The organism is Pseudomonas sp. S2_F07 (assembly GCF_054668325.1).
Genome location: NZ_CP162758.1, coordinates 5,330,368 through 5,355,507, shown reverse-complemented (window position 1 = coordinate 5,355,507; position 25,140 = coordinate 5,330,368). Strand labels below are relative to the sequence as shown.

The 25,140-nt window shown below is 55.3% G+C and carries 26 protein-coding genes; 16 read left to right on the top strand and 10 right to left on the bottom strand.

Translation table 11 applies throughout. The features are described 5' to 3' along the window. Positions 1-409: 409 nt before the first annotated feature. Positions 410-1,027, top strand: coding sequence for a recombinase family protein (locus tag AB4O40_RS24260; RefSeq protein WP_460057692.1), 618 nt, complete (start codon positions 410-412; stop codon positions 1,025-1,027). Positions 1,028-1,566: 539 nt separating this feature from the next. Beyond that, positions 1,567-1,776, top strand: coding sequence for a hypothetical protein (locus AB4O40_RS24255; RefSeq protein ID WP_460057695.1), 210 nt, complete (start codon positions 1,567-1,569; stop codon positions 1,774-1,776). Between the two features lie 203 nt (positions 1,777-1,979). Here the strand turns inward: AB4O40_RS24255 and AB4O40_RS24250 are convergent, their stop codons facing one another. Next, positions 1,980-4,202 (bottom strand): SEL1-like repeat protein, encoded by a 2,223-nt coding sequence (locus AB4O40_RS24250; RefSeq protein ID WP_460057698.1) that lies wholly within the window; start codon positions 4,200-4,202, stop codon positions 1,980-1,982. Between the two features lie 242 nt (positions 4,203-4,444). Continuing rightward, on the bottom strand, positions 4,445-4,789 hold the full coding sequence (locus AB4O40_RS24245; protein WP_460057701.1) for a hypothetical protein: 345 nt from the start codon (positions 4,787-4,789) through the stop codon (positions 4,445-4,447). 183 nt (positions 4,790-4,972) lie between these two features. Between AB4O40_RS24245 and AB4O40_RS24240 the strand changes: the two genes are divergently transcribed. From AB4O40_RS24240 to tnpC, 7 genes are all read left to right on the top strand, one after another. Beyond that, on the top strand, positions 4,973-6,466 hold the full coding sequence (locus tag AB4O40_RS24240) for a recombinase family protein (RefSeq protein ID WP_460058055.1): 1,494 nt from the start codon (positions 4,973-4,975) through the stop codon (positions 6,464-6,466). Continuing rightward, positions 6,463-7,374: a ParB/RepB/Spo0J family partition protein gene (locus AB4O40_RS24235; protein WP_460057704.1), complete on the top strand. Its 912-nt coding sequence runs from the start codon at positions 6,463-6,465 to the stop codon at positions 7,372-7,374. Before AB4O40_RS24240 ends, AB4O40_RS24235 begins: the two co-directional genes overlap by 4 nt. Next, positions 7,374-8,279, top strand: coding sequence for a plasmid partitioning protein RepB C-terminal domain-containing protein (locus tag AB4O40_RS24230; RefSeq protein WP_460057707.1), 906 nt, complete (start codon positions 7,374-7,376; stop codon positions 8,277-8,279). Before AB4O40_RS24235 ends, AB4O40_RS24230 begins: the two co-directional genes overlap by 1 nt. 49 nt (positions 8,280-8,328) lie before the next feature. Then, positions 8,329-8,538, top strand: coding sequence for a hypothetical protein (locus tag AB4O40_RS24225; protein ID WP_460057710.1), 210 nt, complete (start codon positions 8,329-8,331; stop codon positions 8,536-8,538). 109 nt (positions 8,539-8,647) lie between these two features. Further along, a complete protein-coding gene (gene tnpA, locus AB4O40_RS24220; protein ID WP_414913366.1) occupies positions 8,648-8,965 on the top strand; it encodes an IS66-like element accessory protein TnpA in 318 nt (105 codons plus the stop codon). Continuing rightward, complete coding sequence (tnpB, locus tag AB4O40_RS24215; RefSeq protein ID WP_047542313.1) at positions 8,962-9,297, top strand: IS66 family insertion sequence element accessory protein TnpB; 336 nt, start codon at positions 8,962-8,964, stop codon at positions 9,295-9,297. The genes tnpA and tnpB overlap by 4 nt, the downstream gene beginning before the upstream one ends. A gap of 61 nt (positions 9,298-9,358) precedes the next feature. After that, positions 9,359-10,936, top strand: a complete 1,578-nt coding sequence (tnpC, locus tag AB4O40_RS24210; RefSeq protein ID WP_414913365.1) for an IS66 family transposase — start codon at positions 9,359-9,361, stop codon at positions 10,934-10,936. 46 nt (positions 10,937-10,982) lie between these two features. Here the strand turns inward: tnpC and AB4O40_RS24205 are convergent, their stop codons facing one another. Continuing rightward, positions 10,983-11,342 carry a DUF2834 domain-containing protein gene (locus AB4O40_RS24205; RefSeq protein ID WP_093215836.1) on the bottom strand — a complete coding sequence of 120 codons (360 nt, stop codon included), beginning with the start codon at positions 11,340-11,342 and terminating at the stop codon, positions 10,983-10,985. A gap of 118 nt (positions 11,343-11,460) precedes the next feature. Here AB4O40_RS24205 and AB4O40_RS24200 point away from each other — a divergent pair, with 118 nt between their 5' ends. The 6 genes from AB4O40_RS24200 (at position 11,461) to AB4O40_RS24175 (ending at position 18,127) form a co-directional block, all read left to right on the top strand. Further along, on the top strand, positions 11,461-12,267 hold the full coding sequence (locus tag AB4O40_RS24200) for an MmyB family transcriptional regulator (RefSeq protein ID WP_414913374.1): 807 nt from the start codon (positions 11,461-11,463) through the stop codon (positions 12,265-12,267). Positions 12,268-12,357: 90 nt separating this feature from the next. Then, positions 12,358-13,308: a hypothetical protein gene (locus tag AB4O40_RS24195; RefSeq protein ID WP_460057713.1), complete on the top strand. Its 951-nt coding sequence runs from the start codon at positions 12,358-12,360 to the stop codon at positions 13,306-13,308. Beyond that, entirely contained in the window at positions 13,305-13,955 is a 651-nt protein-coding gene (locus AB4O40_RS24190; RefSeq protein ID WP_460057716.1) for a hypothetical protein, read from the top strand. Before AB4O40_RS24195 ends, AB4O40_RS24190 begins: the two co-directional genes overlap by 4 nt. A gap of 342 nt (positions 13,956-14,297) precedes the next feature. Continuing rightward, positions 14,298-14,723, top strand: coding sequence for a hypothetical protein (locus AB4O40_RS24185; protein ID WP_460057719.1), 426 nt, complete (start codon positions 14,298-14,300; stop codon positions 14,721-14,723). A gap of 1,126 nt (positions 14,724-15,849) precedes the next feature. Next, the gene (locus tag AB4O40_RS24180; protein ID WP_223541825.1) at positions 15,850-17,394 is read left to right on the top strand and encodes a Fic family protein; all 1,545 of its coding nucleotides are present in this window, start codon (positions 15,850-15,852) and stop codon (positions 17,392-17,394) included. Between the two features lie 463 nt (positions 17,395-17,857). Continuing rightward, positions 17,858-18,127, top strand: coding sequence for a hypothetical protein (locus AB4O40_RS24175; protein ID WP_007997797.1), 270 nt, complete (start codon positions 17,858-17,860; stop codon positions 18,125-18,127). A 391-nt stretch (positions 18,128-18,518) separates the two neighbouring features. Here AB4O40_RS24175 and tam read toward each other — a convergent pair whose 3' ends face one another. Together tam and AB4O40_RS24165 are read right to left on the bottom strand one after the other, a co-directional pair. Continuing rightward, positions 18,519-19,289 carry a trans-aconitate 2-methyltransferase gene (tam, locus tag AB4O40_RS24170; RefSeq protein ID WP_056720718.1) on the bottom strand — a complete coding sequence of 257 codons (771 nt, stop codon included), beginning with the start codon at positions 19,287-19,289 and terminating at the stop codon, positions 18,519-18,521. A gap of 170 nt (positions 19,290-19,459) precedes the next feature. Beyond that, positions 19,460-20,545 carry a type I restriction endonuclease gene (locus AB4O40_RS24165; protein ID WP_056720720.1) on the bottom strand — a complete coding sequence of 362 codons (1,086 nt, stop codon included), beginning with the start codon at positions 20,543-20,545 and terminating at the stop codon, positions 19,460-19,462. A 213-nt stretch (positions 20,546-20,758) separates the two neighbouring features. Here AB4O40_RS24165 and AB4O40_RS24160 point away from each other — a divergent pair, with 213 nt between their 5' ends. Further along, a complete protein-coding gene (locus AB4O40_RS24160) occupies positions 20,759-21,169 on the top strand; it encodes a low affinity iron permease family protein (protein WP_056720722.1) in 411 nt (136 codons plus the stop codon). Between the two features lie 55 nt (positions 21,170-21,224). Here the strand turns inward: AB4O40_RS24160 and AB4O40_RS24155 are convergent, their stop codons facing one another. The 5 genes from AB4O40_RS24155 to AB4O40_RS24135 all read right to left on the bottom strand — a co-directional run bounded on the left by AB4O40_RS24155 (position 21,225) and on the right by AB4O40_RS24135 (position 25,137). After that, positions 21,225-21,728, bottom strand: coding sequence for a DUF4142 domain-containing protein (locus AB4O40_RS24155; RefSeq protein ID WP_056720724.1), 504 nt, complete (start codon positions 21,726-21,728; stop codon positions 21,225-21,227). 72 nt (positions 21,729-21,800) lie between these two features. Then, positions 21,801-21,959, bottom strand: a complete 159-nt coding sequence (locus AB4O40_RS24150) for a KGG domain-containing protein (protein WP_082562877.1) — start codon at positions 21,957-21,959, stop codon at positions 21,801-21,803. Between the two features lie 118 nt (positions 21,960-22,077). Continuing rightward, positions 22,078-23,424 (bottom strand): sensor domain-containing protein, encoded by a 1,347-nt coding sequence (locus AB4O40_RS24145; RefSeq protein WP_223541824.1) that lies wholly within the window; start codon positions 23,422-23,424, stop codon positions 22,078-22,080. A gap of 79 nt (positions 23,425-23,503) precedes the next feature. Next, positions 23,504-24,142: a LysE family translocator gene (locus AB4O40_RS24140; RefSeq protein ID WP_056720727.1), complete on the bottom strand. Its 639-nt coding sequence runs from the start codon at positions 24,140-24,142 to the stop codon at positions 23,504-23,506. Positions 24,143-24,201: 59 nt separating this feature from the next. Next, positions 24,202-25,137: a LysR family transcriptional regulator gene (locus AB4O40_RS24135; RefSeq protein WP_056720729.1), complete on the bottom strand. Its 936-nt coding sequence runs from the start codon at positions 25,135-25,137 to the stop codon at positions 24,202-24,204. Positions 25,138-25,140 lie beyond the last annotated feature (3 nt).

The following is a 25,140-nucleotide window of genomic DNA, read 5'->3' as shown; positions in this document are numbered from 1 at the left end:
AAATTAAAAGCCATAAATTGGCTTTTCGTTAGGTTCTGATTTTAACCTTGAAAGGGGGCGCAGTGCGCTGCTGAAGCTGCTGACGTTCGCACAGTCTGTTGCTCGCCATTTACACGCTGCCATTACTATCGCTCTGCTCTGGCGAACGGTTGCAGGTTTTGGGGCTCAGTCGCTCTGATTTTCTAGCAATCCACGATTACTCCATACCAGAGTTTTCGGAGCAGTACGCCCGCGAGCACCGGCCTGGGCAACTGAAGCCACTATTTAGCTTTCACCCTATCTACGTAACAAAGGGTATGCCTTAGCTGATACGCGCACATTCAAATTTATTTGCCCTTTCCGCTTGATAAGTGACACTCATAGTGCAACAGTATTAGTAGAACACCCTAAGTGATACGGAAGGCACATCATGTTCATCCGCGCATATCTCCGAGCATCCACCGAAGAACAAGACGCCAGCCGCGCCCAAGCCTCGCTTGACCAGTTCGCCAGCGAACATAACAAGGTCATCGCGAGTGTGTATTTGGAGAATGCCAGCGGCGCCTCCGCAGACCGGCCTGAGTTGCTGCGTCTGCTCAAAGATGCACGTAAGGGTGACGTGCTGCTGGTGGAGTCGATAGACCGGCTCTCCCGCTTGCCGGTGGAGGACTGGCAGAAGCTCAAGGCCACGATTGATTCCAAGGGTCTGCGCATCGTCGCGCTCGATCTCCCGACCAGTCACCAGGGAATGCAGGACACGAAGGGCGACGAGTTCACCGGGCGGATGCTTGGTGCTATCAACTCGATGCTGGTGGAAATGATGGCCGCCATTGCGCGCAAGGACTACGAGCAACGCCGCGAGCGTCAGGCCCAGGGTATCGAGAAGGCCAAAGCTGCCGGTAAGTATCAGGGCCGGCCGATTGACGAAGATCTGCACAAGCGCGTTACGGAACTGCTCGGTGCAGGCCTTGGCATTCGCGCAACTGCCAGGCACGCCAACTGCTCAACCACCACAGTCCTCAGGATCAGGGACTTAACCAGCGCATGAATGCACCAATAAGAAAGGCTTTGCGGCCAATACCATAGGGGAGCATCATGACGACAACCTTTTTTGATTTACATCCTCATTATCCCTAGTGCTAGTGCGCCCGGGCGTCCCGGACTACAGAACGCATGTGCGCGTTCTTTCGGGATATGACCTGTACAGGAGGGGGCCGCACCCGCTGTTGCGATAGGAGCGCCTATGGAAAGCTACACTTGCCTGCCATTAGAGCCCAAGCGATCCAACGCATTGTAGATGCTGCGGATGATGGGTTCGCTGGTGTTGTGCGCGTAGCCGGCCAAGGTAATACCTGCCTGCATGATGTCCTAGCCGATGCCGCTGTTTAGCTGGGTCAGCTAAGGAAAAGTTCTCAGGACCAATGAAACCGGCCACACCCTTACTTTGGAATACCCGGTTTCAACTTGCTTTACACGATCAGTGGTACAAAGGTTGGTACAAGCTTCATTCCCTCTCTAGACGTCCTGTCCACCGTTCGTCACTTCCTAATACCGCTGCTACGCTGAAACCTCCATGGAGGAATCGCGATGCCAAACTCAGACCTGCTCCCTTCCCTGCTATTCAAGATCAACGAAAACCAGCTCGCTCTGGAGGCTGCCATCATGGAGCTCAAGCTTTGGGTTGAGCAGCGTGGAGCGGCCGAGATCGGCGGCAATATCCGCGGTGCCCTTCAAACGATCGACAAGAACGAAGAATTCATCAAAATGACGCTTGCAGTGATGATGGCGCCGGAATGACTGCGATCGGCCATTTCCGGTCAGTCGTGACAGGTATCGGTTTAACATCCTCCGTCTCAATGCCACATTTGTCGCATGTCATATCGCAGATAATTGAATACCTGCGACAGACTCATCCGACATCGTAAAGCCGTTACCATCAGGCCCGAATGAGTCGTCGCATAACTCAGGAGTTACGCGACGACGTAAGGAAAATTCCGCACTCAGTGTTGCTGCACCTGCTTGAGCCTGCGCCTTGGCTGGTATTCGTCAAAATACTGCTCCGCTAATCTTTGCGCCGCAGTCAGTTGGGATTTGGATAGTCCCTCAGCGATCTGATCGCGAAACTGATTGGCATCGGAATATCCATTTGCAACAGCGACCGATGACCATACATACGCCTGCTGGTAGTCCTGCGCGATGCCCTCGCCTTTGACGTAACTGACGGCAAGGTTGTACTGGGCAGCGGCGTATCCTTGTTCGGCGGCCTTGCGGTACCAAACCACCGCCTGTTGAGAATCCGGTGTAACGCCCTCGCCGTTGGTATAGCTGAGCCCAAGGCTGAACTGGGCAGCGGCATGGTCCTGTCCGGCAGCCTGGCGGAACCAAGCCACCGCCTGCTGAGAGTCCTGTGTAACGCCCTCGCCGTTGGAAAAGCTGAGCCCAAGGTTGTACTGGGCAGCGGCATACCCTTGTTCGGCGGCCTTGCGTAGCCAGACCACCGCCTGCTTATCGTCCTGCACAACACCTTGGCCTTTGGTAAAACTATTTGCGAGGTTGAATTGGGCAGCGGCATTACCCTGTTCGGCCGCCTTACGGTACCAGACCACCGCTTGCTTATCGTCCTGCACCACGCCCTGGCCTTTGGCATAGCTAAAACCAAGGTTGGCCTGAGCAGTGTCATCGCCCTGTTCGGCGGCCTTACGGTACCAGGCCACCGCTTGCTTATTGTCCTGCACCACGCCCTGGCCTTTGGCATAGCTAAAACCAAGGCTGGCCTGGGCAGCTGCATGGCCCTGTTCGGCGGCTTTACGGTACCAAGCCACCGCCCGCTGAGAGTCTTGCGCAACGCCTTCACCTCGCGCGTAGCTGAGCCCAAGGTTAGTCTGGGCAGGGGCATGGCCCTGTTCGGCGGCTTTACGGTACCAAGCCACCGCCTGCTGAGAATCCTGTGCAACGCCTGCGCCATTGGTATAGCTGAGCCCAAGGTTGTATTGGGCAGGGGCATGGCCCTGTTCGGCGGCCTTGCGGTACCAAGCCACCGCCTGCTGCGCGTCCTGCGCCACGCCCTCGCCCTTGGCATAGCTGACGCCGAGGTTGTATTGGGCAGGGGCATAGCCCTGTTCGGCGGCCTTGCGGTACCAGGCCACCGCCTGCTGCGCGTCCTGCGCCACGCCCTCGCCCTTGGCATAGCTGACGCCGAGGTTGTATTGGGCAGGGGCATGGCCCTGCTCAGCGGCCTTGCGGTACCAGGTCACCGCCCGCTGCACGTCCTGCACCACGCCCTCGCCCTGGTCGTATCTGGCGCCAAGGTTGACCTGGGCCTCGGCCAGGCCTTGTTCGGCGGCCTTGCGGTACCAGGCCACCGCCTGCTGCGCGTCCTGCGCCACGCCCTCGCCGCTGGCGTAGCTGAGACCAAGGTTGTTCTGTGCGGCGGCATAACCCTGTTCGGCGGCCTTGCGGTACCAGGCCACCGCCTGCTGTGTGTCCTGCGCCACGCCCTCGCCGCTGGCGTAGCTGAGACCAAGGTTGTTCTGTGCGGCGGCATAACCCTGTTCGGCGGCCTTGCGGTACCAGGCCGCCGCCTGCTGCGCGTCCTGTGCCACGCCCTCGCCCTTGGCGTAACTGAGGCCAACGGCGTACTGGGCAGCGGCCAGGCCCTGTTCGGCGGCCTTGCGGTACCAGGCCATCGCCTGCTGCGCGTCCTGCGCCACGCCCTCGCCCTTGGCGTAACTGAGGCCAATGGCGTACTGGGCCTCGGCCAGGCCCTGTTCGGCGGCCTTGCGGTACCAAGTCATCGCCTGCTGCGCGTCCTGCGCCACGCCATAGCCCATGGCGTAGTTATATCCAACGCTGTACTGGGCAGTAGCATGGTCCTGTCCGGCGGCCTTGCGGTACCAAGCCAGCGCCTGCTTTGTGTCCTGCGCCACACCATAGCCTCTGGCGTAGCTAAGACCCAGATTGAACTGGGCCTCGGCCAAGCCCTGCTCGGCGGCCTTGCGGTACCAGGCCAGCGCCTGCTTCGCGTCCTGCGCCACACCCTCACCGATGGCGTAGCTGAGGCCGAGGTTGAACTGAGCAGCGGCATCGCCCTGTTCGGCCCTTTGTCGAATCGCGGTGATATCTTCGGTGGCACGCACAGAACTGACCGACAGAAGCAAGCACAGCGTCAGGAAGAACGAGCACGCATAACCCTGGTAAGGGGGGGGGACGATTGACTGGCTCACGGACTGTCGCTCATTTAATCCCAAGAGAATTGAGCTTAATGGAGGGACGCCAATTGCGCCTAAATGATCGCACTCTGCGCCGCGGAACCCAGGATTTACCATAAATGCCGTTATTCGTAGTCTCATTCGCTGACCCTGGCTCGGCTTACCGGTTGATTTCGGCCCTCGACCACAGACAGAAAACGGCCAAAAGCGGTCACTCCAACAAGTGAATTTTTTTGTTTTTCGTCAGGTTGCAAAGATTAATCTCTAAGCGTTAGGCACGCATCAATCCCCTCTAACGCCATTTGAAGCTTCTGCCTGAGCAATGGGAGCTCCGATGCAGTCAATGCATGCGGTCTTCCTGCCATTCCGAGAAACGCAGCTAAGGCGTGGTCAGAGTGCTTCACCAGTGCCACCAAATGCTCGCCTCGCGGGCCATTACTACCGGCCAGCCAATTCTTAACTGTCCGCTCGTTCGCGCACGTCCAACGCATCAATGTTTTCGTCGCCTGGTGCGATTCACCAAGCTCCGTATGAAGAGCTTTAGCAATCTCCGCTGCATATTGCTCTGGAGCCAGAAAAGAATTGCCCGTTTTCGTGAACATTTTTCTCTCCCCGGTCTTCTACCTTCAATAGAGCTGTTTCGAAAAACGTGGCGACTAATCACGGCTTTGATATCGCCCTAGTAGCCGTGGGTTAGATTGAGGATGTTGTCGATGCACACGCTCATTAGCGCGGGTGATGCTCACAATGGATCAAGCACGACCTTGGCAGCCGCGTATGTCCGCATGTCCACCGAGCACCAGCAGTACTCGACCGAAAATCAGCTCGACGTCATTCGCATTTATGCGGCTACCCACGCTCTTGAGATCGTTAAGGTTTACACGGATATGGGTAAAAGTGGCCTTCGCCTGGAGGGTCGAGATGCGCTGAAGCAACTATTCTTCGACGTAGAGAGTGGTCGCGCCGACTATTCGACAGTTCTGGTCTACGACGTCAGCCGCTGGGGCCGTTTCCAAGATCCAGACGTCAGCGCCAGCTATGAAGTGCGGTGCAGACAAGCAGGTGTCTCGGTTCAATACTGTGCAGAGCAGTTCACCAACGATGGTTCGCCGGTATCCAACATCGTCAAAAGCGTGAAGCGGATGATGGCGGGTGAATACAGCCGGGAGCTCTCGGTGAAGGTTTTCGCAGGACAGTCTCGGCTCATCGAACTTGGTTATCGTCAGGGTGGGCCAGCGGGATTTGGACTCAGGCGGCAACTAATCGACAGCACCGGTTCACCAAAAAACGAACTGAGCGTAGGTGAACATAAAAGCATTCAAACAGACCGCGTAATTTTAGTACCTGGCCCACCGGGCGAAGTCGAAATGGTGTTGCACATCTACCGACTGTTCGTGGAGGAAGGCAGAAGTGAGCGTGAGATCGCCGATTGGTTAAATGCTCAAGGCGTGCTCAATGATCGTTCTAGAAAGTGGTCTCGGGGCACCGTGCACCAAGTACTGATAAACGAGAAGTACGTCGGCAATAACGTGTGGAACCATAGCTCGTTCAAACTTAAACAGACGCGAACCCAAAACCCGCCCGATGAGTGGGTTCGGGCGAATGGTGCCTTCAGCCCTATCGTCAACTCGATCCTCTTTCAAGCCGCCCAGTCGATCATTCAAACGCGCTCGTATCGAATGCCCGATGAGGAAATGCTGCACGTATTGAAGGCCATCTATGAACGTCGCGGTTTTTTGTCGGGTCTTGTCATTGATGAGGCAGAGGGGTGCCCTTCAAGCAGTGCCTACCAGCATCGATTTGGAAGCTTGCTTCGCTGTTATTCCCTAATCGGTTACACACCTGCGCGCGACTACCAATACATCGAAGCTAACAAAAGACTTCGCGAGATGCACCCTCTGCTACTTCAGCAAACGATTTTGAAAGTAGCAGAGGTGGGTGGCCATGTTACGGTTGATCCGAACACCGACCTCATGCTGGTTAATCAGGAGTTGTCCATTTCTCTCGTGCTATGTCGCTGCCAGGTTTCAATCGCTGGCTATAAGCGCTGGAACATTCGTTTCGACTTAGGCCTGAATCCTGACCTGACCGTCGCCGTACGAATGAAAGAGCTCGAAGCAGCAGCTCAGGACTACTACATCCTACCTACCATCGACATGGCATCCCCTCACTTACGTCTGACGGAAAACAATCAGGCGTGCCTCGAGATTTACCGGTTCGATACATTGGACATCCTCTCGGAACTGACGCGTCGAGCTGATTACAGGAGAGTGGCATGACAGTAATTCAAACCCCTCGCAGAGCCCGGATGCATGTCGCAGAGGAGTCGGCGATTCGTCTCATTCCACTGGAAGACATCCGTGTACTCAATCCCCGGGCACGCAACAAACAAGTCTTCGCCAAATTGGTCGAAAACATCTCAGCCTTAGGCCTTAAGCGTCCGATAACAGTCGCGCCCACAACCGATGGCAGTGAAGCGTTTGAGATAGTTTGTGGTCAGGGTCGATTTGAGGCATTTCAAGCATTAGGTGAGCAAAAAATACCCTGCATCGTTGTGAGTGCTAGCGAGGCGGATCGATACCTGATCGGTCTGGTGGAGAACCTGGCGCGCAGGAAGCATTCCAATCGCGAGCTTTTGACTGCGATCCAAATTCTTTCGGAACGTGGCTACACCTGTCAGCAAATAGCCGGAAAAACCTGCCTCGATAGTGGCTACATCCAAGGAATTCTAGTGTTGTTACGCCAAGGAGAGGAGCGACTTATTGCGGCAGTCGAGAAAGGATGGCTGTCCATAAAACTGGCCATAGGCATCGCGCGCTCTAAGGACAGTGAAGTCCAACAAGCCATGATTGACGCCTACGAAAGCGGTCTACTGAAAGGCGAGCAACTGATGAAAGTACGCCGTTTGATTGATAGACGGAGAATCTTCGGCAAGCAGTATGGACAAATACCGGCGAACACGGAGAAGACAACACCTCAGAAGCTCCTTAACACCTATCAAAAGGAAGTGCGGCGCCAGAAAATCATGATCAAAAAGTCGGACATCAACGAGCAACGGCTGCTGATCATCGTTACGGCCATGCGCAAATTAATGGCCGATGAGTACTTTAGCACCCTGCTTCGCAACGAAGAAATCCCCGATTTACCCAAGCCTCTCGCAGACCGAATATTTGGGGAGAAGCAGTGATGGCAGAGATCAAGCAGGCTTTCGAGCAACGTGTCATTGCGATTCCGGTGGAACAGATTCTTCCATCACGGAAGGTCGATCACCTGATGCTAGGTAGTAAAAAATACGCCTGTATTTTGAGCTCGATAAAAGAGCTCGGCGTGATTGAACCATTGGTGGTTCATCCCAAGCAGGTCATCGCTGGTGGGATATCTTCGTTCATGTTGTTAGATGGACACCTTCGGTTAGAAGCACTCAAGTCACTCGGTGCGACTGAGGCCCTTTGCCTGATTTCTACGGATGACGAGGGCTTTACTTACAACCGGCAAATCAACCGACTAACGCCAATACAAGAACATAAAATGATCGTCTCTGCGTTGAAAAAGGGTATCGAAGCCTCTCGTATTGCAACAGTGCTAGGTATCAATGTGGATCGAGTCCACGCACGAGAAAATCTACTGCGGGGCATCGCACCAGAGGCAGCGGAGATGCTTAAGGTTCGAATGGTGTCGCAGGATGTATTTCGCTGCCTTCGCCAGATGAAACCAATTCGGCAGATCGAAACGGTTGAAATGATGATCTCGGCCAATTGCTTCACCAGGAATTACGCTCAAATGGTGTTGGCGGCGTCTCGTCCTGAGATGCTGATTGAACACAAGAAAAAGCCAGCCAATGAAGTCAGTGCAGTGGATGTTGCACGCATGGAGCGGGAAATGGAAAACCTGCAACACGACTACAAACAAGTCGAAGATACCTTGGGTGAAACGATGCTGGTCTTGGTAGTGGCCAAAGGGTACCTCATGCGTCTTCTTCGAAATCAAGCCATTGCTCTCTACCTGACACACCACTACGCAGTACTGCTTGAGGAACTGGTCTCAATAATGGAGGCGGTGACATCAGATGCCCGTCAGCTAGAGCGGGAATAACAATACGGCATTAAAGGACTACGCTGATCTTTTCCACGGAGGAATCGAGATGTCCAACGCAGACCTGCTCCCTTCCCTGCTGTTCAAACTCAATGAAAATCAGCTCGCTTTGGAAGCTGCCATCTTGGAGCTTTCAAACTGGGTCGAGCAACGCGGGTCAGCCGATGTCGCTGACAACGTGCGCGGAGCCCTGGAAGCCATCGACAAAAACGAAGAGTTCATCAAGATGACACTCTCGGTCATGATGGCGCCTGAATGACGACTATCAGTAAGCGTCTGGGGAAGTCACCTTCCGAACTCCAGCATTAAGGGCGATGGTGTCCGCGTATTTTTAAGCGGACGCTATCGGCCTTAACGTCAGGAGTTCCATGCGCCATCGAAGCTCTTATCCGAAACCCTTCAAGGCCCAGGTTGTTCAGGAATGCCTGCAACCGGGCGCAACCCTATCCAGCGTCGCCATCAGCCACGGCATCAACGCCAACATGATCCGCAAGTGGCTGCCGCTTTACCGAGACCAGCCGCCAGCAGCGTTGCCGGCTTTCGTTCCGTTGAGAGCTGCACCCAAGCGGCAGACGGAAGCTTTGGCGATTATTGAGCTGCCGCTTGGCGAGCAATCGATCACGGTGAAATGGCCGATGTCTGATCCTGAAGGCTGCGCTCGCTTTGTCCGTGGACTCACGCAATGATTCGCATCGACGCCATCTGGCTTGCCACCGAGCCCATGGACATGCGTGCCGGCACCGAGACCGCGTTAGCCAGAGTGATCGCGGTGTTCGGTGCGGCGAAGCCGCACTGTGCTTATCTGTTTGCCAACCGCCGCGCCACTCGTATGAAAGTGCTGGTGCATGACGGGATTGGCGTCTGGCTGGCTGCTCGTCGATTGAACCAAGGAAAGTTTCACTGGCCAGGCATTCGACTAGGCTGCGAGATGGAGCTGGATGCCGAGCAACTTCAGGCTTTGGTGCTCGGTCTGCCTTGGCAACGCGTTGGGGCTGGCGGTGCAATCACATTGCTCTAGAAGCTGTAATTAGCGCCTCGGCCTGCTGCCGCAGGCGATCCGCTTTGGTAAAATCCAGGGCATGACTTCCTCGCCCAATCTCGATCAGATGACCCCCGACCAACTGCGCGCTTTCGCTGCGCAGTTGCTGTCCCAGGTTGATTCGCTCGGACAGCAAGTCGACAGGATGGGCAAGAAGAACGACCGCGACCAAACCATCATCGAGCAACTCACCCACGAAATCGCCTGGTTCAAACGTAACAAGTTTGCCAAGCGCAGTGAGCAATTGAGTCCCGACCAAGGCAGCTTGCTCGACGACTTGCTCGACACCGACATCGCGGCCATTGAAGCCGAGCTGAAGGCGTTGAATCCGCCGGCTGCGCAAGCTGAACCACGCAAGCAGCCCAAGCGTGTTTCCTTGCCTGCGCAGTTTCCGCGTACCGTGATTTATCACGAACCCGACAACATCCAATGCGCCTGCGGCTGCCAGCTCCAGCGGGTTGGCGAGGACGTCAGCGAGAAGCTGGATTACACGCCGGGCGTGTTTACGGTGGAGCAGCATGTGCGCGGGAAATGGGTCTGCCGCGAGTGTGAAACACTGACTCAGGCACCGGTTCCCGCCCAGGTCATCGATAAGGGCATCCCGACGGCAGGGCTGCTGGCTCACGTGATGGTGGCCAAATTTGCCGACCATTTACCGCTGTATCGGCAAGAGAAAATCTTTGGCCGCGCCGGCTTCGCCATCGCCCGATCGACACTGGCGCAATGGGTCGGTCAAACCGGTGTGCAGCTCCAGCCCTTGGTCGATGCGCTACGCGAAACAGTGCTTGCTCAAGGCGTGATCCACGCTGACGAAACGCCGGTGCAGATGCTCGCCCCGGGTGAGAGGAAAACGCATCGTGCTTATGTCTGGGCCTACTGCACTACGCCATATTCGGCGCTCAAGGCGGTCGTTTATGACTTCAGTCCAAGCCGTGCGGGAGAGCATGCACGCAACTTCCTTGGCGCGTGGAATGGCAAGCTGGTTTGCGATGATTTTGGTGGTTACAAAGCAAGCTTCCAGCAAGGCATCACTGAAATCGGCTGCATGGCCCACGCCCGCCGCAAGTTTTTTGATCTGCACGCGACGAACAAAAGCCAACTGGCCGAGCAGGCGCTGCACTCAATTGGTGGGTTGTACGAAATTGAACGGCTGGCGCGGGAGATGACCGACGAAGAACGCTGGCGAGTACGTCAGGAAAAAGCGGGGCCCCTTATCGACGCACTCCATACCTGGATGATGGCCCAGCGCGACCTTGTACCCGAAGGGTCGGCTATCGCCAAAGCTCTGGATTACAGCCTCAAGCGCTGGATGGCACTGACGCGCTATCTCGATGACGGTGCTGTGCCCATAGACAATAACGCGGTCGAAAATCAGATAAGACCGTGGGCACTTGGGCGCTCCAACTGGTTGTTCGCCGGGTCACTGCGCAGCGGCAAACGGGCGGCAGCAATCATGAGTTTGATCCAGTCTGCGCGCATGAACGGGCATGATCCGTATGCTTACTTGAAGGATGTTCTGACTCGCCTGCCGACGCAGCGGGCGAGTGAGATTACGGAGTTGCTGCCGCATCGATGGGCGCCCATTCAATCACGCAAGGCGTGTTGGCCGGACATCTAGAAACAAAGGAATTGCCAAACGCCAACGGACTTCCTCTTCATTCCTTTTAGTCGAGATTGCGCGAAATATTGATGCTGTAACCGGTGCTATCCGTAGGCAGCTTCTTCTTGGCGAATCCGTTGATAACGAGGTAAAGCAATGGGCCAATCGATACGAAGACTGCCGTTATCAGAAAGTAAGGCACAAGAGAGACCGCAGATCGGCCTTTGGAACGAGCGTCCCGATACATCCAGATGCAAGCGAGGACGCCGAGCAGGTAAAGGTCAATAACTACTTGGGCAGTGTCCGGGCTGGATATTAACTCCAGGCCGAAGTCGATGAGCGATTGATCGGCAACGAACATGGTACCCGCCGTATACAAGGAAAAAATCACCAATGTGGCAAGTGAGAGGTAGGGTCTTTTCATTTGTCCTCCTTGAGCAAGAAGCGATGATCAACGCTGACAAGGTAGTGATATTGTCACGACGAGATCAATGACCTCACAGGTCATGGACTCAGCCAATTCGCGCCGTCAGAGTCGAACAATGAGCCCCCGACCTTTTCCTCGAACGACACCCTCCATCACTGCAAGTGAGCAGTTGCGTCAACTGCGACGTCAGGCAAAATTGAGCCAACTCGACCTCGCCTTGATGTCAGGTATTTCTCAGCGCCACCTCAGCTGCATCGAGACAGGGCGCGCCAAGCCAAGCCCAGGCACTCTGCATAACCTACTCATGGCACTCGATGCGCCTCTAGAGCACTGCAACAGTGTCTTTCTCGCCAGTGGTTATGCACCGCGCTACGAAGCAACACCTCTTACCTCGCCAAGCATGGAGGCTGTTCGTGACGCTATAACTCACCTCCTTCATGCCAACAACCCCGCACCAGCGATTGTCTTGGGGAGTCAGTGGGAGATATTGGCAGCCAACGCCAGCACTGGAGTGCTGTTCGATCTGGTCGGCCTGAGTGCCGATGCGGCAGAAGGCCTAAATCTGTTGGTAACGCTGCTGGAGCCTGGAGGGTTGGGCGATCATCTGAACAACGTCGAGGAAATCAGATTGATTGCTTGGCAAAGGGCAGCTAGAGAGGCCCTGAGCAACCCGGGGCTCGCTACGCTTCTGAAAAGCCTCCCCATGCCTCAAGAGGCTTCCACGTTGACAAACGAACTGCCTCCGTTGGTACTGACGCGGCTCGACTCAAGGCACGGGGAACTGAAATTCATGTCAACTTTTACAACATTTGGCATGCCTCTCGACATTACGATGGAGTCGCTGCGTATTGAGCATCTGATTCCTGCCGACGCGAGAACCTGGGAAGTCATGGCCCGAGCCTATGGACAATTGAAATGCTGATGCCCTTATCTTCGGTTCAACACATTCATAGGTGTGTTCGCCAGACGCTTACGACTATCAGCCATTTGTTGTCGTTAGCGAATGTATGCAATGGGTCGGAATCGGACCTTCCTGACAGACAGCAACCGGCCAAAAGCGGTCTTCCGTTCAGGCAACCTGAACCCTAGCCTTCGTCACTGCTACGCTTTGCATTCGCGCCGGGAAATCGCATCGCATGCTCCTAGCCAAGAAGAGCGCAAAACGCGATTATCACTGTTTACTCCAACAAGCGAAGCCAACGGAATGCTCCACTCCTTCTGCCACGGAAAAAGTCACCTATATAGACGCTACCTCGGACACCGCGATGTAGGTGAAAAACGAGTATGCGAAGAGGATGAGATAACCTCTTTAATCATGGGCCCGTTGGACTACCTCCCCTCTGAAGCCAGTGGCTCATTTTGGAGAGCGCTAATTGAACGTGACGTCGGAGAAGAATTAGCACTTCCGTCAGGCCCCATCAGCCGTGTTCAGATGGAGTTCTGGCCACGCCGAACTATCGAACCAGATCTCCTTGTCGAGTTGCATTGGCCAACAGGAGAACACCGCATCGTGCTGGTGGAATTCAAATGGAACGCCCCGCTAAGCGGCAATGATCAGTTGCACCGACAATGGAGCGAGTTTCTGACTCACGCCGAGCGTAAAGTTGCGCACCACGTTTTCATCGCGCCTGAGATCAGTGCTGGCCTAAATGCCATGAGTCAAGACAATATCTGGAAAGGCCGCTTGATCCTGCGGTCTTGGATCAATATTCTCGACGTATTGAAACAGTTGGATTGTTCAAGAGACGCAGGACTGGAGAAATGGAAATTCCAAGTGACTACCCTTCTCAGGAACCTGGGCATTAGGCGTTTCCAGGGATTCAGGGATCTATCGCCCCCTCCCTCGCTTCAACAATCGCCATCTTTCTGGAGTCCCATAAACGGCTTCAAAACGCTGGAGCCGCCCGTCTGCCCTACGCTAAAGACCCACTTGCCTTCTTTCATTTGGAGTTCAGAACAGTGACATCCCCGACCGACACTGGTAAATCGATCACAGACGCAATTCGATTTGTTTCCCGACTCGGTGCCGAATGTGAACATCTGGCTAATCTGATCAGAGAAGAACTGAGCCGTGCGATGCTGTCTCCGGAAGTCGCCAAGCGCTATAAGGCCGGAGGTAAATGGATCGACAGCCGCACGACTGATGAACACGAATGGGTTTATACCGAGCTCGGTATTTCACTACCGATCATTTCCAAACCGAAACGTTCGACGGGTAGTTATCTTGTGGTTCAGATCAGCCTTACAGGCGAAGGAGTCAATGCAAATGATAATCACGAACCACTGCTGCATATAGGACAGTGGGGTAACCCAATTGACTTCGAAGACATACAGATGGGCTTTCCCATCGATCTGGACACTGGGTACGACTTGGTTCTTGAGGATGAACGCCTATTTCGCTGGGTACACACGCAATACGACAGCGAGTGGTGCTATAGCCTACGCCTAACGGATATCAACAGCCCGAACGATGTTCAAAATCACATCATCAGTCCCATAAAATCTTTGCTGTTAGAAAACAATGCGTCTCGGGCGCTCTCCGGCACCGCTGCAGTGAGGTACGCCCGAGTGGAAGAAAAAGCCGGGCAATATCGCGCCCTGCCTCGTTGATCGATTACTGCGTTTCGGCAACTTATGTCAATGTAAGTTGCCCTCATGACTTTGTAGACACTATGACGGAACGCAGTCGGCCGCTGTCAGTCAGACCGAGTAGAATCAGGCGTGATCACACCCAACATGACACCAGCTCAAAGAGAATATATCGCTCGAGTATCTTCGATACCATCGGGGCTGGTTTGAGTAAGCCACGATTAATGAAGACAATTAACAAAAGTACGATCCGATTTGTACCTTAGGTCGGCATCCACTATGAGAGAGGACTTTGCGGTTTACGCATTCTGAACCGCCCCAGAATTTGTAGGCATAAATAAAACAAATAAGCCAGGAGCAAAAATGGCAACCAACATGACTAAACATACGCTACTGGAAAAGAAGCAGAGAGCCATAAAAAGACTTGCGGAAATTTTTCGTGATCATTGGGAGGAAGGCAGGGTTGGCAGCACCCGGATTTTTGAGCACGTAATTCCTGATGAGTGGCTAATATGCGGGAAGTCATCGAGCGGTGGGAGTTATAGAGAGCACGTTGTGCCATGTGTCCTCATCCGTGACCAAAGCATAAAAATGTATGAAGAAGGCAAGATGATCGAAGATGTGGCAAAAATGATCGACAGGCATCTTGCGATTGTTCTTATTTCAGAAGAAGAAAAAGATCGGCTGGAAAAACAGCGTGGCTGGAAAACGACAATGCCTGAAGGTTGGGTGTTTGGATCTGGAGATCCATTTGCGCGACTGACCTCATCTGAAATTGAATTTTCCTGAAAAAACGCCTAAAGCGTTCGCACCTGTTAACTAGATGGCTGCATGACGCGGTTGAATCCACAGTCGATTTCGGCCCATCGCGACAGGCAACAATCGGCCAATTTCACCCAATGTTGACCGACCGCAATGGGTCGATCTCTGCCGGTCATGACCACAAAGCGTGCTGGCCAGAATGAATGCCGATGGATGGGCAAGTTTGTGCAATTGCCTAGAAGTCGCTCCGCTGTGTCCGCTGGACGCTTCAGTGTTCGACTTCAGCCAGACCGATCAGCTGCTGCAACGCGCCTATCAATCGACCCAAACGTGATTGAAGGAGCCGTCTTGATCCACACCGGGGACCTGGGTTCGTTGCAGGCTCACACCCATCATACTGGTTGATGGGTAATCTTCGCCGCGAAAGTGTTTGGAAAAAAAGCCCCGCCCGAGCATGGCCCGGCGGGGCTTTCTTTTGCCTCCTGCTGCCACCCTGCTGTCACAGCTAAACCGATCTGTCAGGGAAAAGTCTTGAGATGCCCGAATTATATGGTGTCCCAGGGCAGGTTCGAACTGCCAACCTTCCCCTTAGGAGAGGGCAGTTATCTGTCATCGTTACTTGTCTTTGGTCGGGTCTTTACCACGCTTAGGACCTATTGAATTGCGGGGTCTGCTACTCGAAACCAGTACACAGCAGGCAGCACTTTGTATGCCTACATGTATGCCTTACCCATTAATCACCACAAAGACCCAGTATTTACTAGACGCTTCGATTCCCTTCACCCGCTCCAATCGAATTTTGATCTCACGTCAGGGTGGTTTTGACGGGGATGCAGAGACAGAAAAAACCGGCCTTGATGGCCGGTTTTTTTATGTCCGCAATTTGAGGGACTCGCAGGTATAGGGGGTTCCCTTCATCCGAACCTTCCGCAACTTTTCCGTTTAGAAGGCTTACCTGGTGCCCATCCATACGCAAAGTGCTCCTGCGCAGAAGCGACTACTATAAAAGTCCCGTTAGCGTTTTTTTCGCAAGATGGGGATTTGTTAGCGAATTTCGGTGACCGTTAGCCTTTTCACCTCCGCAAAATTAACGTTTTCGCGTAGGATCAGGCATTTGTTAGCGTTTTTATCGCCCCAGTAAAGGATTTCATCAATGCAGGTCGGTTTGAAGGCACTCGCAAACCAGTACGACATCGCTCTGGCACAGCCACTGCGCGTCGAATCGACGATTGGCACGACACGTGTCAGTCGCGAAAGTAGCGGGCATACGCAGAATCAGTATCCCCCAAGCTACCGGCCTGCCGACGATTTTTCAGGGCATTTCGAATTCGGCCTCAAGTACGAAGAGATTCATCTCGAATTCTTTGCCCGCCTGTTTGCGAAGACCGGTCCCGCCCCTATCGTAGCCTGGTGCCAACGGGAGCCTTTCGGCCAATACGCTCGCCGCACGGGGTTTCTCTACGAATGGCTGACAGGGCTAAGCCTGGATGTGCCGGATGTAACCAACGGTGGCTATGTCGATGCACTTTCTGCGCAGGACTACCTCACCCGTAGCGAACCACCACGAGTTCGACGTTGGCGAGTCAAAAACAACCTGCCCGGTACGCCCGGTTTTTGCCCTTTGGTTCGTCGTACGGCGGCAGTCAAAGAGGCTCTGCAATTCGATCTCGGCGCGGCGTTGAAGGAGTTGGATCGAACCTTTGGTGCCGATATCTTGATGCGTACGGCCAGTTGGTTGACGTTCAAGGAGTCGCGAGCCAGCTTTCTCATCGAAAAAGAGGCCGACCAGGCTGATCGTATCCAGCGTTTTGCGCATGTCATTGCCCAGCACTGCGGCCATATCGAAGCCCCATTAAGCAATGACAGCCTACGTTCCCTGCAAGCCGGCATTCTGGGTCGAGATGCCATTGGGCTCGGCTTGCGGCGCTCCCCGGTATTTGTAGGTCAGGCCACAATGCGCGAGGACATCGTGCATTACATTGCCCCGCACTTTGAAGATCTTGCCCAGTTATTGGACGGCCTCAACGAGTTCGAGATAGCTACACGTGGAGCGGAGTCAGTAGCACGTGCCGCAGTGCTTGCATTCGGCTTCGTGTACATCCATCCCATGCGTGACGGTAACGGCCGGATTCATCGCTTCCTGATCAACGACACCTTGATACGAGACGAGGCAGTGCCCGATGGAGTGATCCTGCCCGTGTCAGCCACGATCACCAGCTCGATCGACTTCAGGGCCGGCTACGATCGTACGCTTGAAGTATTCTCACGACCGTTCATGCGCCGTTACGCGGCAGCCTATCGGTTTGGCGAACTGGAGACCTACGAGGACGGAACGCTTAGCAATTTCAACTTCGATGAATACGTAGACGCAAGCTTTGCCTGGCGGTACCCAGACCTGACCGAGCACGTTCTCTACACCGCACGCGTTGTCGAACATACGATTCGTACGGAGATGGCAGATGAGGCCAGAGTACTGGTGATCTTTCAGCGAGCGCAGGAACAACTCAAAGAAGTGCTCGAGATGCCGGATCAGGATGCCAATCGCATCATCCGCTCGATCAAGGAAAACGGTTGGAAGGTCTCCGGCAAGCTGAAAAAAGGGTACCCAATACTTGAAGATGAGCGCATGGCGCAACGTGTTGTGGATGCAGTGCGTTCGGCGTTTGAGGATCAATTGATGGGGGCCGGTGAAGAGTGATCTCCGGTAGAACTGGATAGCTTACATCTGCAACTCAGGAGAAAGCCGGTCCGGGTGACCGGTTTTTTTTGTGCGCGAGATTTGGTGATGCGCCTGTCAACGCTAGTGTTAAGCGCCCACTTTTAAAGGCCCAACGGAGATCAACGCCAGAAAAAGCAACGTCCTACACGACACTGGGAATTGTCCGTACACTTGCGCATTGCTGTGCCTTTGCCATGAGACCTATAGTCCGATCGCGCCCAAATGGCGTATCGGGTTTGGCGACTCGATGGCAAAGCATAGAAACCTCCGAGCTATCTCGGAGCGTTTCTGAACGCACTTGGCTACCTGTTTATGGTGGCTGTGCGTGGGAGACCTATGGGTCTGCCGGTTTGCCTTGTCCCGGTTCGCCAACCTGCGTACAGCTGCCACCCATTGTTTGGCGACACTGAGTGGTAGTTCACCTCAATTCAAGGAATCACTCATGAAAGAGTTCATGGCTTTAACCAGCAATGCCGACGACCTTCCCTCCCTGTATGTCAATACCACCCAACCCCTGCACTCCCTGCTCAGCACCGCCAGCTACAGAATTCGCGCCGTGACGCAGCTTCTTGAAAACCTCGCGATGCGCGGCGACCTGACCTCTGACTCGGTTGTACTCAGTGACTTTGCGTTGCTGTGCTGTGTGCCCTTGCGTGACGGTTGCGATGTACTGGATGTGATCGCTCGCCGAATGGACGCAGAACCGTCCTGACGTCACATCGGCCAAACGCGGTCAGTTAAGAGATAGCGTGGTCGATAGTGGCGAGGGAGCAAGCTCCCTCACCACAGGTTGCAATTACTCGTCGCCTCCCAGACGCTCATATCTTTTGCGTATAGATCACCGCAAGCGAGTAAAGAAGCCGTAGAGCTGCGTTGAGCCCGGCAACAGTTCCCTTATTCTCCCGGCTCATCCTTCGCCTCGAGATCAACATGCACAATTCAGAGTTGGGAATCATGATCATTTCATTGATCGGGTTGTTCGGCTTTGCCTCGTTTGCCTTTGAGTACTTGAGTGCCCGACGCTCAAAAAAGAACAAGCCGCAGTGATTTTTCCAAGCGGTAAAAAGGGACAGTTGACGCTCATCAACTGTCCCTGTTTTGCATCAGCGGGTCGCGACGATAAACAGTCGCGGAAACGGCAACAGCACCGAACCATCGGCCAGGGCCGGATACGCCCGCTCGATAGCAACCTGATATTGCTTCAGATACTGCGCCCGTTCCGCCTCGTCCAGCGGATCGAGAAACGGCCGCAAGCCACTGCCCTTGAACCACTCCACCACGCCAGACGCGCCGCCTGCGAGCGGATGATGGTAAGTGGTGCGCCAGACATCGACGCGGGTGCAACAGGCTTTCAATATCGAATAATAGCCACTGGCATCGGCCATTTCAGTCCTCTGCCCCGCGGCGCCTGCCAGTTTGCCGACCCATGGGCCATCAGCGGCGACTTCGCGCATCAAGCGGTGCGAGTGTTCATTCAGGTTGTCAGGCATCTGGACGGCCAGGCTGCCACCCGGCGCCAGTTTGCTCACCAGCGACGGTAGCAAAGTCGCGTGATCCGGCACCCACTGCAACACCGCGTTGGCGAAAATCACATCGAAGGGACCACTGTCATTCCAGGTGTCGATGTCGGCGATGTCGAACTGCACTTGCGGCAAGCGCTTGCGAGCGGCTTCGATCATGTCGCTGGAACTGTCCAGCCCACGCACCTTGGCATCGGCAAAGCGCTCCACCAGCAACTCGGTGGAGTTGCCGGGCCCGCAACCGATATCGATGGCCGAGCGCACGTCTCCGGCGGGGACGGCCGCCAGCAGGTCACGGGCGGGACGGGTGCGTTCATCTTCAAAAGCGACGTACTGTTTGGCGGACCAACTCATTGCGTTCTCCTGTCGGTATGTCGTTCTGGCCGAGACCAGCAACCGGATCGCTACGATACCTCGACTGGAGGGTGTTGCCCTATCCTGACCTTTGGTGGAGAACGTCGATGAGCCCTTCAACAAAAAAACCGGCACTATTGGCCGGTTCTTTTAATTACTGGATAACAACGTTAATCGTAATACCCGACAGTCTTCTTCAAATGATCCGAGTACTCGTAAATGTCATCAACGGAGTTGATTGCATGCCGGGTTTCATTCTTCTCTTCGTCAAATATACCGATATATTTCTGTGATCGATTGAAGTGCAGTCGGCAGATCGGCTTACGGTTGTTGTCGTCGAGCAGGATACCAAAGTAACTCTGTGTGTCGCGCTGAACAATCCGCTTGGCATCAACAACCGACCGAACCACAGCCCGGACGATGTGATAGCCCTCCAGCTCTTCCAATGTCGTCAGAACCTTGTCCTCCGACTCATCTCGAACATTGGGTTGTTCAGTGTCACCAGTAGCGACTGGTAAAGAGGCCAGCGCAGGCTGGATGGTGCCACTCATTGCCGACTTGAGCCTGTCATTGATTTGGTCATTGAGAAACTGCACCACAGCTTTTCTCGTCAGTTCATGGAACTGTTCGCGGACCTTCTGAGTAATCACCCCGTCGTAAACCCGAGAAGCAAACACTTTCACAAAGTCGTCGTCAGGCTTGCTGACCTGAGTAGCAATCACCTTCTTGATTTGGCTGACGTACTTCAGCTCACCTGCGGCGCTGATAATCGACTCCACATCGAATGCAGATTTGGTGAGTTTCACCAGTTCTGGGACGGAATACTCGTCGATATCCAGCAGGTCGAGTTCAAGGAATGGCTTCTCGTCCATTTTGTTTGGAGCGTCCAGGTCAGTGAAAAACTTATAAACCTGGCCATTGGTGAGAATGGAGATTCGAGCGCTGGTGACATGGAAATAGCGAAACAGTTGGGAGGCATGATTGATGTGCAGCGGCTCACCAATTTTTTTACACTCGATGAGGATCTGAACCTCGCCAGCCTTCATGATTGCATAGTCAATTTTCTCCCCTTTCTTCGTTCCAATATCGCAAACGAATTCAGGTGTCACTTCCGTCGGATCGAAAACATCGTAGCCCAGTACCGTACTGATAAAGGGCATGACAAAAGCATTCTTGGTCGCTTCTTCCGTTTGAATGGCAGCGCTCTGCAAACGAACTTTGGCAGCGAGACTTGTTAACTTTTCGAAGAATTCCATGAGTAGCCTCTTTTCCGGTTTCGATCCGTGTGAACACATGCTGGCAATTTGACTGCCATTGATACTAGACACAAACCGACACAAAGGAAGATTCCCACCCAAAATTAAGATCTTGCCCACCTCCACGCTTCATTGGGTTGCAACACCAGCCGAATTTTCATCCCGCCGCCACTGTCTGAAAAATCAGGCGCCCCCCTCAAAAGGAACTCGGTCATGAAATTCGCAAAAATCGCGCAGAAACTCGCCCTCTGGGCCGGTAGCCCCAAGACGTTCATGAGCGCGTTGCTCCTGATTTTCCTGTGGGGGCTGAGCGGGCCAATTTTTCATTTCAACGATACGTGGCAGCTGATCATCAATACCTCGACCACCATCATCACGTTCCTGATGGTGTTCCTGATCCAGAACACGCAGAACCGCGACACCGACATCCTGCACTTGAAAGTCGATGAGTTGTTGCGGGTGAACAAGGAGGCGCAAAAGGCCATGCTCGGGCTTGAGGCGTTGGACCTCAAGCAACTGGAGGCGCTGCGCAGGCACTACCGCGCCATGGGCGAGAACCAGGTGTTCGACCTCGATGGCCTGAACCCAACGCATAATCCCAAGCCACATCTGGATCAGTGCTGAACAGAAAAACGGCGCGTGACTCAAGCCCCGCGCCGTTCATGTTCAAATCTTGCGCTCAACTTTTGGCTTGCAGCGCCTTGGCCATTTGCAGATGATTTTGCAATTTAGGCAGGGTTTCTTCGGCGAATGCCTTGATTTGCGGCACGTCGGTGGTCTGCGCCTCCTGCTGCAACTGATCGATGGCTTCCTGGGTGGTCTTCACCTGACTGGCGGTATAGGCCTCGTCGTAGGTCGCCCCGTCCATGACCTGTGGCATCAGGGCTTTGGCCTTTTCGACAATCTCTTCCCGGGGGGCGACCGGTATATCCAGTTGTTTGGCGATTTTCGCCAGGTGCTGGTTCGCGGTGGTACGGTCGTTGATGACGATAATGGTGTAGTCCTTGACCTCTTTGGACTCGGCCTTCTGGTGCGCCAGGCGACTTGCTTCAATATCGGCGATACCTTTTGCCGAGGCCTCGTCGATGAATTCGGCAGTCGACTGGGCAAAGACGCCGCTGGCAAACAGGCCCAGTAACGTGGCAAGACTGGTACTACATAATCGGGTGGCCATCCGGTTCATGGTCGCGCCCTCCTCTTCAAATTCAAGCGGGAGCTTTCGCCCCCGCCTCTCAATCAAAACCACCTGAACCCCTTAGCGGGATTTCTGACCGCCCTTGCGACCCATGTCGGGTTTCGTCGGATCTTTATCGACGGTCGTGGTAGTGGTTTTCCCTCCCTTGCGACCGGCTTCAGAGGCCTTCGTTCGATCGTTGGCGAAGTTCCCCGAGTTCGAGTTTCTTGAATTAGGCATGATTCTCTTCCTCTTGGTAGTAGTCGCGGCGAGCTTGCGCCCGCATAGAATCTGAATTTGCGCGCTCCAAAAGGTTTAGAAAATTACGTGGATGCCACGACGAACGGTGCCCGGGTTTTCAGACGAGTCGCAGGTGATGCTCGCGTTTGGCGCAGTACATCGCCTCGTCGGCATGCCGGAACAATTGCTTCTCTTCGGTGCCGTGATCGGGGTATCGGGCGACGCCGATACTTGGCTGGATGTTCAGGCTATGCCCGTCCAGTCGCAGGGGCTGGGCCAGGACCTGACGGACTTTTTCAACCACGATATCGGTATCGTCCGCCGCGTGAATGCTGTGCAACAACACCACGAATTCATCACCGCCGATGCGGGCCACGGTGTCGGTTTCCCGCACGCAGCCCTTGAGCCGGTTGGCCACCGCTTGCAGCAACATGTCGCCGACCGCGTGGCCATGGGTGTCGTTGACTTGCTTGAAGCGGTCGAGGTCGACGTACAACAGCGCCATGCGCCCGCCGTCCTCCCGGGCCGCTTGCATTGATACCTTGAGCCGGTCGCGCAGCAGCTCGCGGTTGGGTAACTGGGTCAATTGGTCGTACTGGGCCATGTGTTGCAGGCGGGCGTGCAATTGCTTGCGCTCGATGGCGGTCGCGACCTGGGCACAAACGTATTGCAGCAGTTCCTTGTCTTGCTCGGTGTAGCGCTCGCCGCCCGGAATGCTTTTGACGATCAACGCGCCGATGGTGCCGTTTTGCGAATTCAGCGGCACACCCAACCAACAGGGTGCGTTCTGTTCGTCCTGCAGCATTTCGAAGCCGGCGGGAGGTGGGTACTGATCCGGGGTCAACAGGATCGGCAACCCCGTGCGGATTACCTCGGCACACAGACGCCCGGTCATGGTTCCGGGCTGTTCGGGCTGAGGCTCGTGGTCATCGACGTGATAAGGGAAATTCAGCTGCGCGCAGTGCTCGTCGTACAGCGCCACGGAAAAATTCAGTGCAGGCAACCATTCGCCGATGATCAGGTGGATGCGTTTGAACAACGCCAGCAGATCCTCTGCCGCATGGGCAGCCTCGGAAATCGCATACAACGCTGCCTGCCGGGATTCGGCCTGCTTGCGTTCGGTGATGTCGCGTGCCACCGCGATGCGCAACTGATCGTCCTCGGACCAGCGTGCCGACCAGAGGATGTGCACCACGCTGCCATCCTTGCGCAGGTAGCGGTTTTCAAAGTTGAGCTTGGGCTCGCCGTCCATGATTTCCCGGGCGGCGTCGAGGGTGCGCTGGCGGTCGCCCGGGTGCACCATGTCGATCATCGCCTCGCCGATCATCTCATCGGCGCTGTAGCCGAAAATACGCTCGCACGCCGCGCTGACAAAAACGAAGCGGCCCTGTTTATCCACCGCACAGACGGCATCCAGTAACAGATCGATATAACTCGCCAGCGGCGCGGAATTCCGGTTTTCCATGGTTCAGCGTGGGTGTCCCGATAATACAGCGCTCATCAATCATCCCTGCCCTGTCAGTCTTGCATCCTTGTGATCTCGTTCAAGCCTTGTTCGGCATCAGCCCCGGCAACGCATGTACCAACGCGTTGATGGCAAAACCGATGAACATCACCCCGCACAACCGGGTGATTGCCAATTCATGACGCTGGTACAGGCTGCGCACCCGCCGCGCACCGACAACGCCAATGAGAATGGCGTAGGCGAGCAACCCGCCGACGAAACTCAGTGCGATCAGCCCCGGCAGCATTGACCAGTTGAGCAGTTCCGCGCGGCTCGACAGCAATGCCGTGAACGTTGCCACCGCCACCGGATAGGCCTTGGGGTTGGTCAAGCCAAACACAATGCCGTGCCAGAACGGCTGTCGCGCCGGGCCCTGTGGCGCATCCGCGCTGCTGCGTCGGGCGCGCACCGCACGCCAGCCGAGCCAGAACAGGTACAGGCCACTGAGCACTCCGAGCACGTCGAACGCGGTACTGCCGATCTCCCGCGCACCGACAATCGCGATCAGCGCCGTGCTGCACCACACCACATCGCCGAGCAAATGCCCGCACAGAAACCCCGCCCCGGCCCGTCGTCCATGGGCCGCGCCTATGCCGAACACTGCCAGCACACCCGGCCCCGGGGTGATGCCGTAGATAAAACCCGAGGCAAGCACGGCCATTAGCAACGATGGGGTCATGGAAAGTCCTTATGAACGGCATGGTGAATGGCCACCAGTCTATATCAGGTCTTCAACTGTCAGCTGCCTGATCGCGACAGAAATTCTTCAGCGGTGGCCCCCTGCACGACTCGCTCATTCAACCAGTTCAATGCCTGATCCCCACCCCGCCGTTTATGCCACGCCAACACAAAGGTGAACGACGGAATGTGAAACGGCGGCGGCACGACAACCAATGAAGGCTCACCAATATCGCGCAAGCCGCGCGACGCGACGGTGAGGATCAGGTCGGTGCCGCTAATGAGCTGCGGGGCGACGTTCCAGTGCGGCAGGCTGATGGCGACACGCCGGCGTTCGCGCAAGGCGGTCAGCGCGCGTTCGATCTCCGGGGTGCCGCTGCCGCGCATTTCCAGCAGTACATGGGGCCGAGCCAGGTAGGTGGGCAGGTCGAGACCACCGTCGGCGGGCAAGCTATTGCGGTCCACCAGGCAGGCGTAGTGCTCTTCGAAGAGTGGGGTGCTGCGCAATTCGTTGGGCATTTCCGGGAAAACCCCGGCGGCGACATCAATGTCACCATTGAGCACGCCTTCGAGCATGCTTTCGCGGCTGCCATGGCTGATTTGCAGGTCGATGCCCGGCGCTTCGCGGCGCAAGGTTCGGATCAGTCCCGGCAAGACAATGGCGGCGCCGTAGTCGGACATCGCCAGGCGGAAGGTCCGCCGGGTGGTCGCGGGATCGAAGGCGTTCGGCGCCAGCAGCGCTTGCACCTGGGCCAAGGCTTCGGCCAGCGGTGCCACCAGCTCCAGCGCTCGCGCAGTCGGTACAAGGCCGGCACCGGCGCGAACCAGCAGCGGATCGCCGAGCAGGTCACGCAAGCGCGCCAGCGCATGGCTGACTGCTGGCTGGCTCAAATGCAGACGCTCGGCCGCCCGGGTCACGTGCTGCTCGCTGAGCAAAGCGTCGAGGATCACCAGCAAATTGAGGTCGATGCGTCGTAGATCATTCATTTGCTGCATGTT

Bases quoted from the DNA above. Each gene is read 5' to 3' on its own strand.
- AB4O40_RS24165 (WP_056720720.1), bottom strand. From the start codon at position 20,545: ATGGAATTCTTCGAAAAGTTAACAAGTCTCGCTGCCAAAGTTCGTTTG.
- AB4O40_RS24240 (WP_460058055.1), top strand. From the start codon at position 4,973: ATGTCCACCGAGCACCAGCAGTACTCGACCGAAAATCAGCTCGACGTC.
- AB4O40_RS24185 (WP_460057719.1), top strand. From the start codon at position 14,298: ATGGCAACCAACATGACTAAACATACGCTACTGGAAAAGAAGCAGAGA.
- AB4O40_RS24180 (WP_223541825.1), top strand. From the start codon at position 15,850: ATGCAGGTCGGTTTGAAGGCACTCGCAAACCAGTACGACATCGCTCTG.
- AB4O40_RS24135 (WP_056720729.1), bottom strand. From the start codon at position 25,137: ATGCAGCAAATGAATGATCTACGACGCATCGACCTCAATTTGCTGGTG.
- tam (WP_056720718.1), bottom strand. From the start codon at position 19,289: ATGAGTTGGTCCGCCAAACAGTACGTCGCTTTTGAAGATGAACGCACC.
- AB4O40_RS24225 (WP_460057710.1), top strand. From the start codon at position 8,329: ATGTCCAACGCAGACCTGCTCCCTTCCCTGCTGTTCAAACTCAATGAA.
- AB4O40_RS24155 (WP_056720724.1), bottom strand. From the start codon at position 21,728: ATGAACCGGATGGCCACCCGATTATGTAGTACCAGTCTTGCCACGTTA.
- AB4O40_RS24200 (WP_414913374.1), top strand. From the start codon at position 11,461: ATGAGCCCCCGACCTTTTCCTCGAACGACACCCTCCATCACTGCAAGT.
- tnpB (WP_047542313.1), top strand. From the start codon at position 8,962: ATGATTCGCATCGACGCCATCTGGCTTGCCACCGAGCCCATGGACATG.
- AB4O40_RS24145 (WP_223541824.1), bottom strand. From the start codon at position 23,424: ATGGAAAACCGGAATTCCGCGCCGCTGGCGAGTTATATCGATCTGTTA.
- AB4O40_RS24160 (WP_056720722.1), top strand. From the start codon at position 20,759: ATGAAATTCGCAAAAATCGCGCAGAAACTCGCCCTCTGGGCCGGTAGC.
- AB4O40_RS24205 (WP_093215836.1), bottom strand. From the start codon at position 11,342: ATGAAAAGACCCTACCTCTCACTTGCCACATTGGTGATTTTTTCCTTG.
- AB4O40_RS24255 (WP_460057695.1), top strand. From the start codon at position 1,567: ATGCCAAACTCAGACCTGCTCCCTTCCCTGCTATTCAAGATCAACGAA.
- AB4O40_RS24195 (WP_460057713.1), top strand. From the start codon at position 12,358: ATGGGTCGGAATCGGACCTTCCTGACAGACAGCAACCGGCCAAAAGCG.
- tnpC (WP_414913365.1), top strand. From the start codon at position 9,359: ATGACTTCCTCGCCCAATCTCGATCAGATGACCCCCGACCAACTGCGC.
- AB4O40_RS24235 (WP_460057704.1), top strand. From the start codon at position 6,463: ATGACAGTAATTCAAACCCCTCGCAGAGCCCGGATGCATGTCGCAGAG.
- AB4O40_RS24260 (WP_460057692.1), top strand. From the start codon at position 410: ATGTTCATCCGCGCATATCTCCGAGCATCCACCGAAGAACAAGACGCC.
- AB4O40_RS24140 (WP_056720727.1), bottom strand. From the start codon at position 24,142: ATGACCCCATCGTTGCTAATGGCCGTGCTTGCCTCGGGTTTTATCTAC.
- AB4O40_RS24150 (WP_082562877.1), bottom strand. From the start codon at position 21,959: ATGCCTAATTCAAGAAACTCGAACTCGGGGAACTTCGCCAACGATCGA.
- AB4O40_RS24245 (WP_460057701.1), bottom strand. From the start codon at position 4,789: ATGTTCACGAAAACGGGCAATTCTTTTCTGGCTCCAGAGCAATATGCA.
- AB4O40_RS24175 (WP_007997797.1), top strand. From the start codon at position 17,858: ATGAAAGAGTTCATGGCTTTAACCAGCAATGCCGACGACCTTCCCTCC.
- AB4O40_RS24230 (WP_460057707.1), top strand. From the start codon at position 7,374: ATGGCAGAGATCAAGCAGGCTTTCGAGCAACGTGTCATTGCGATTCCG.
- tnpA (WP_414913366.1), top strand. From the start codon at position 8,648: ATGCGCCATCGAAGCTCTTATCCGAAACCCTTCAAGGCCCAGGTTGTT.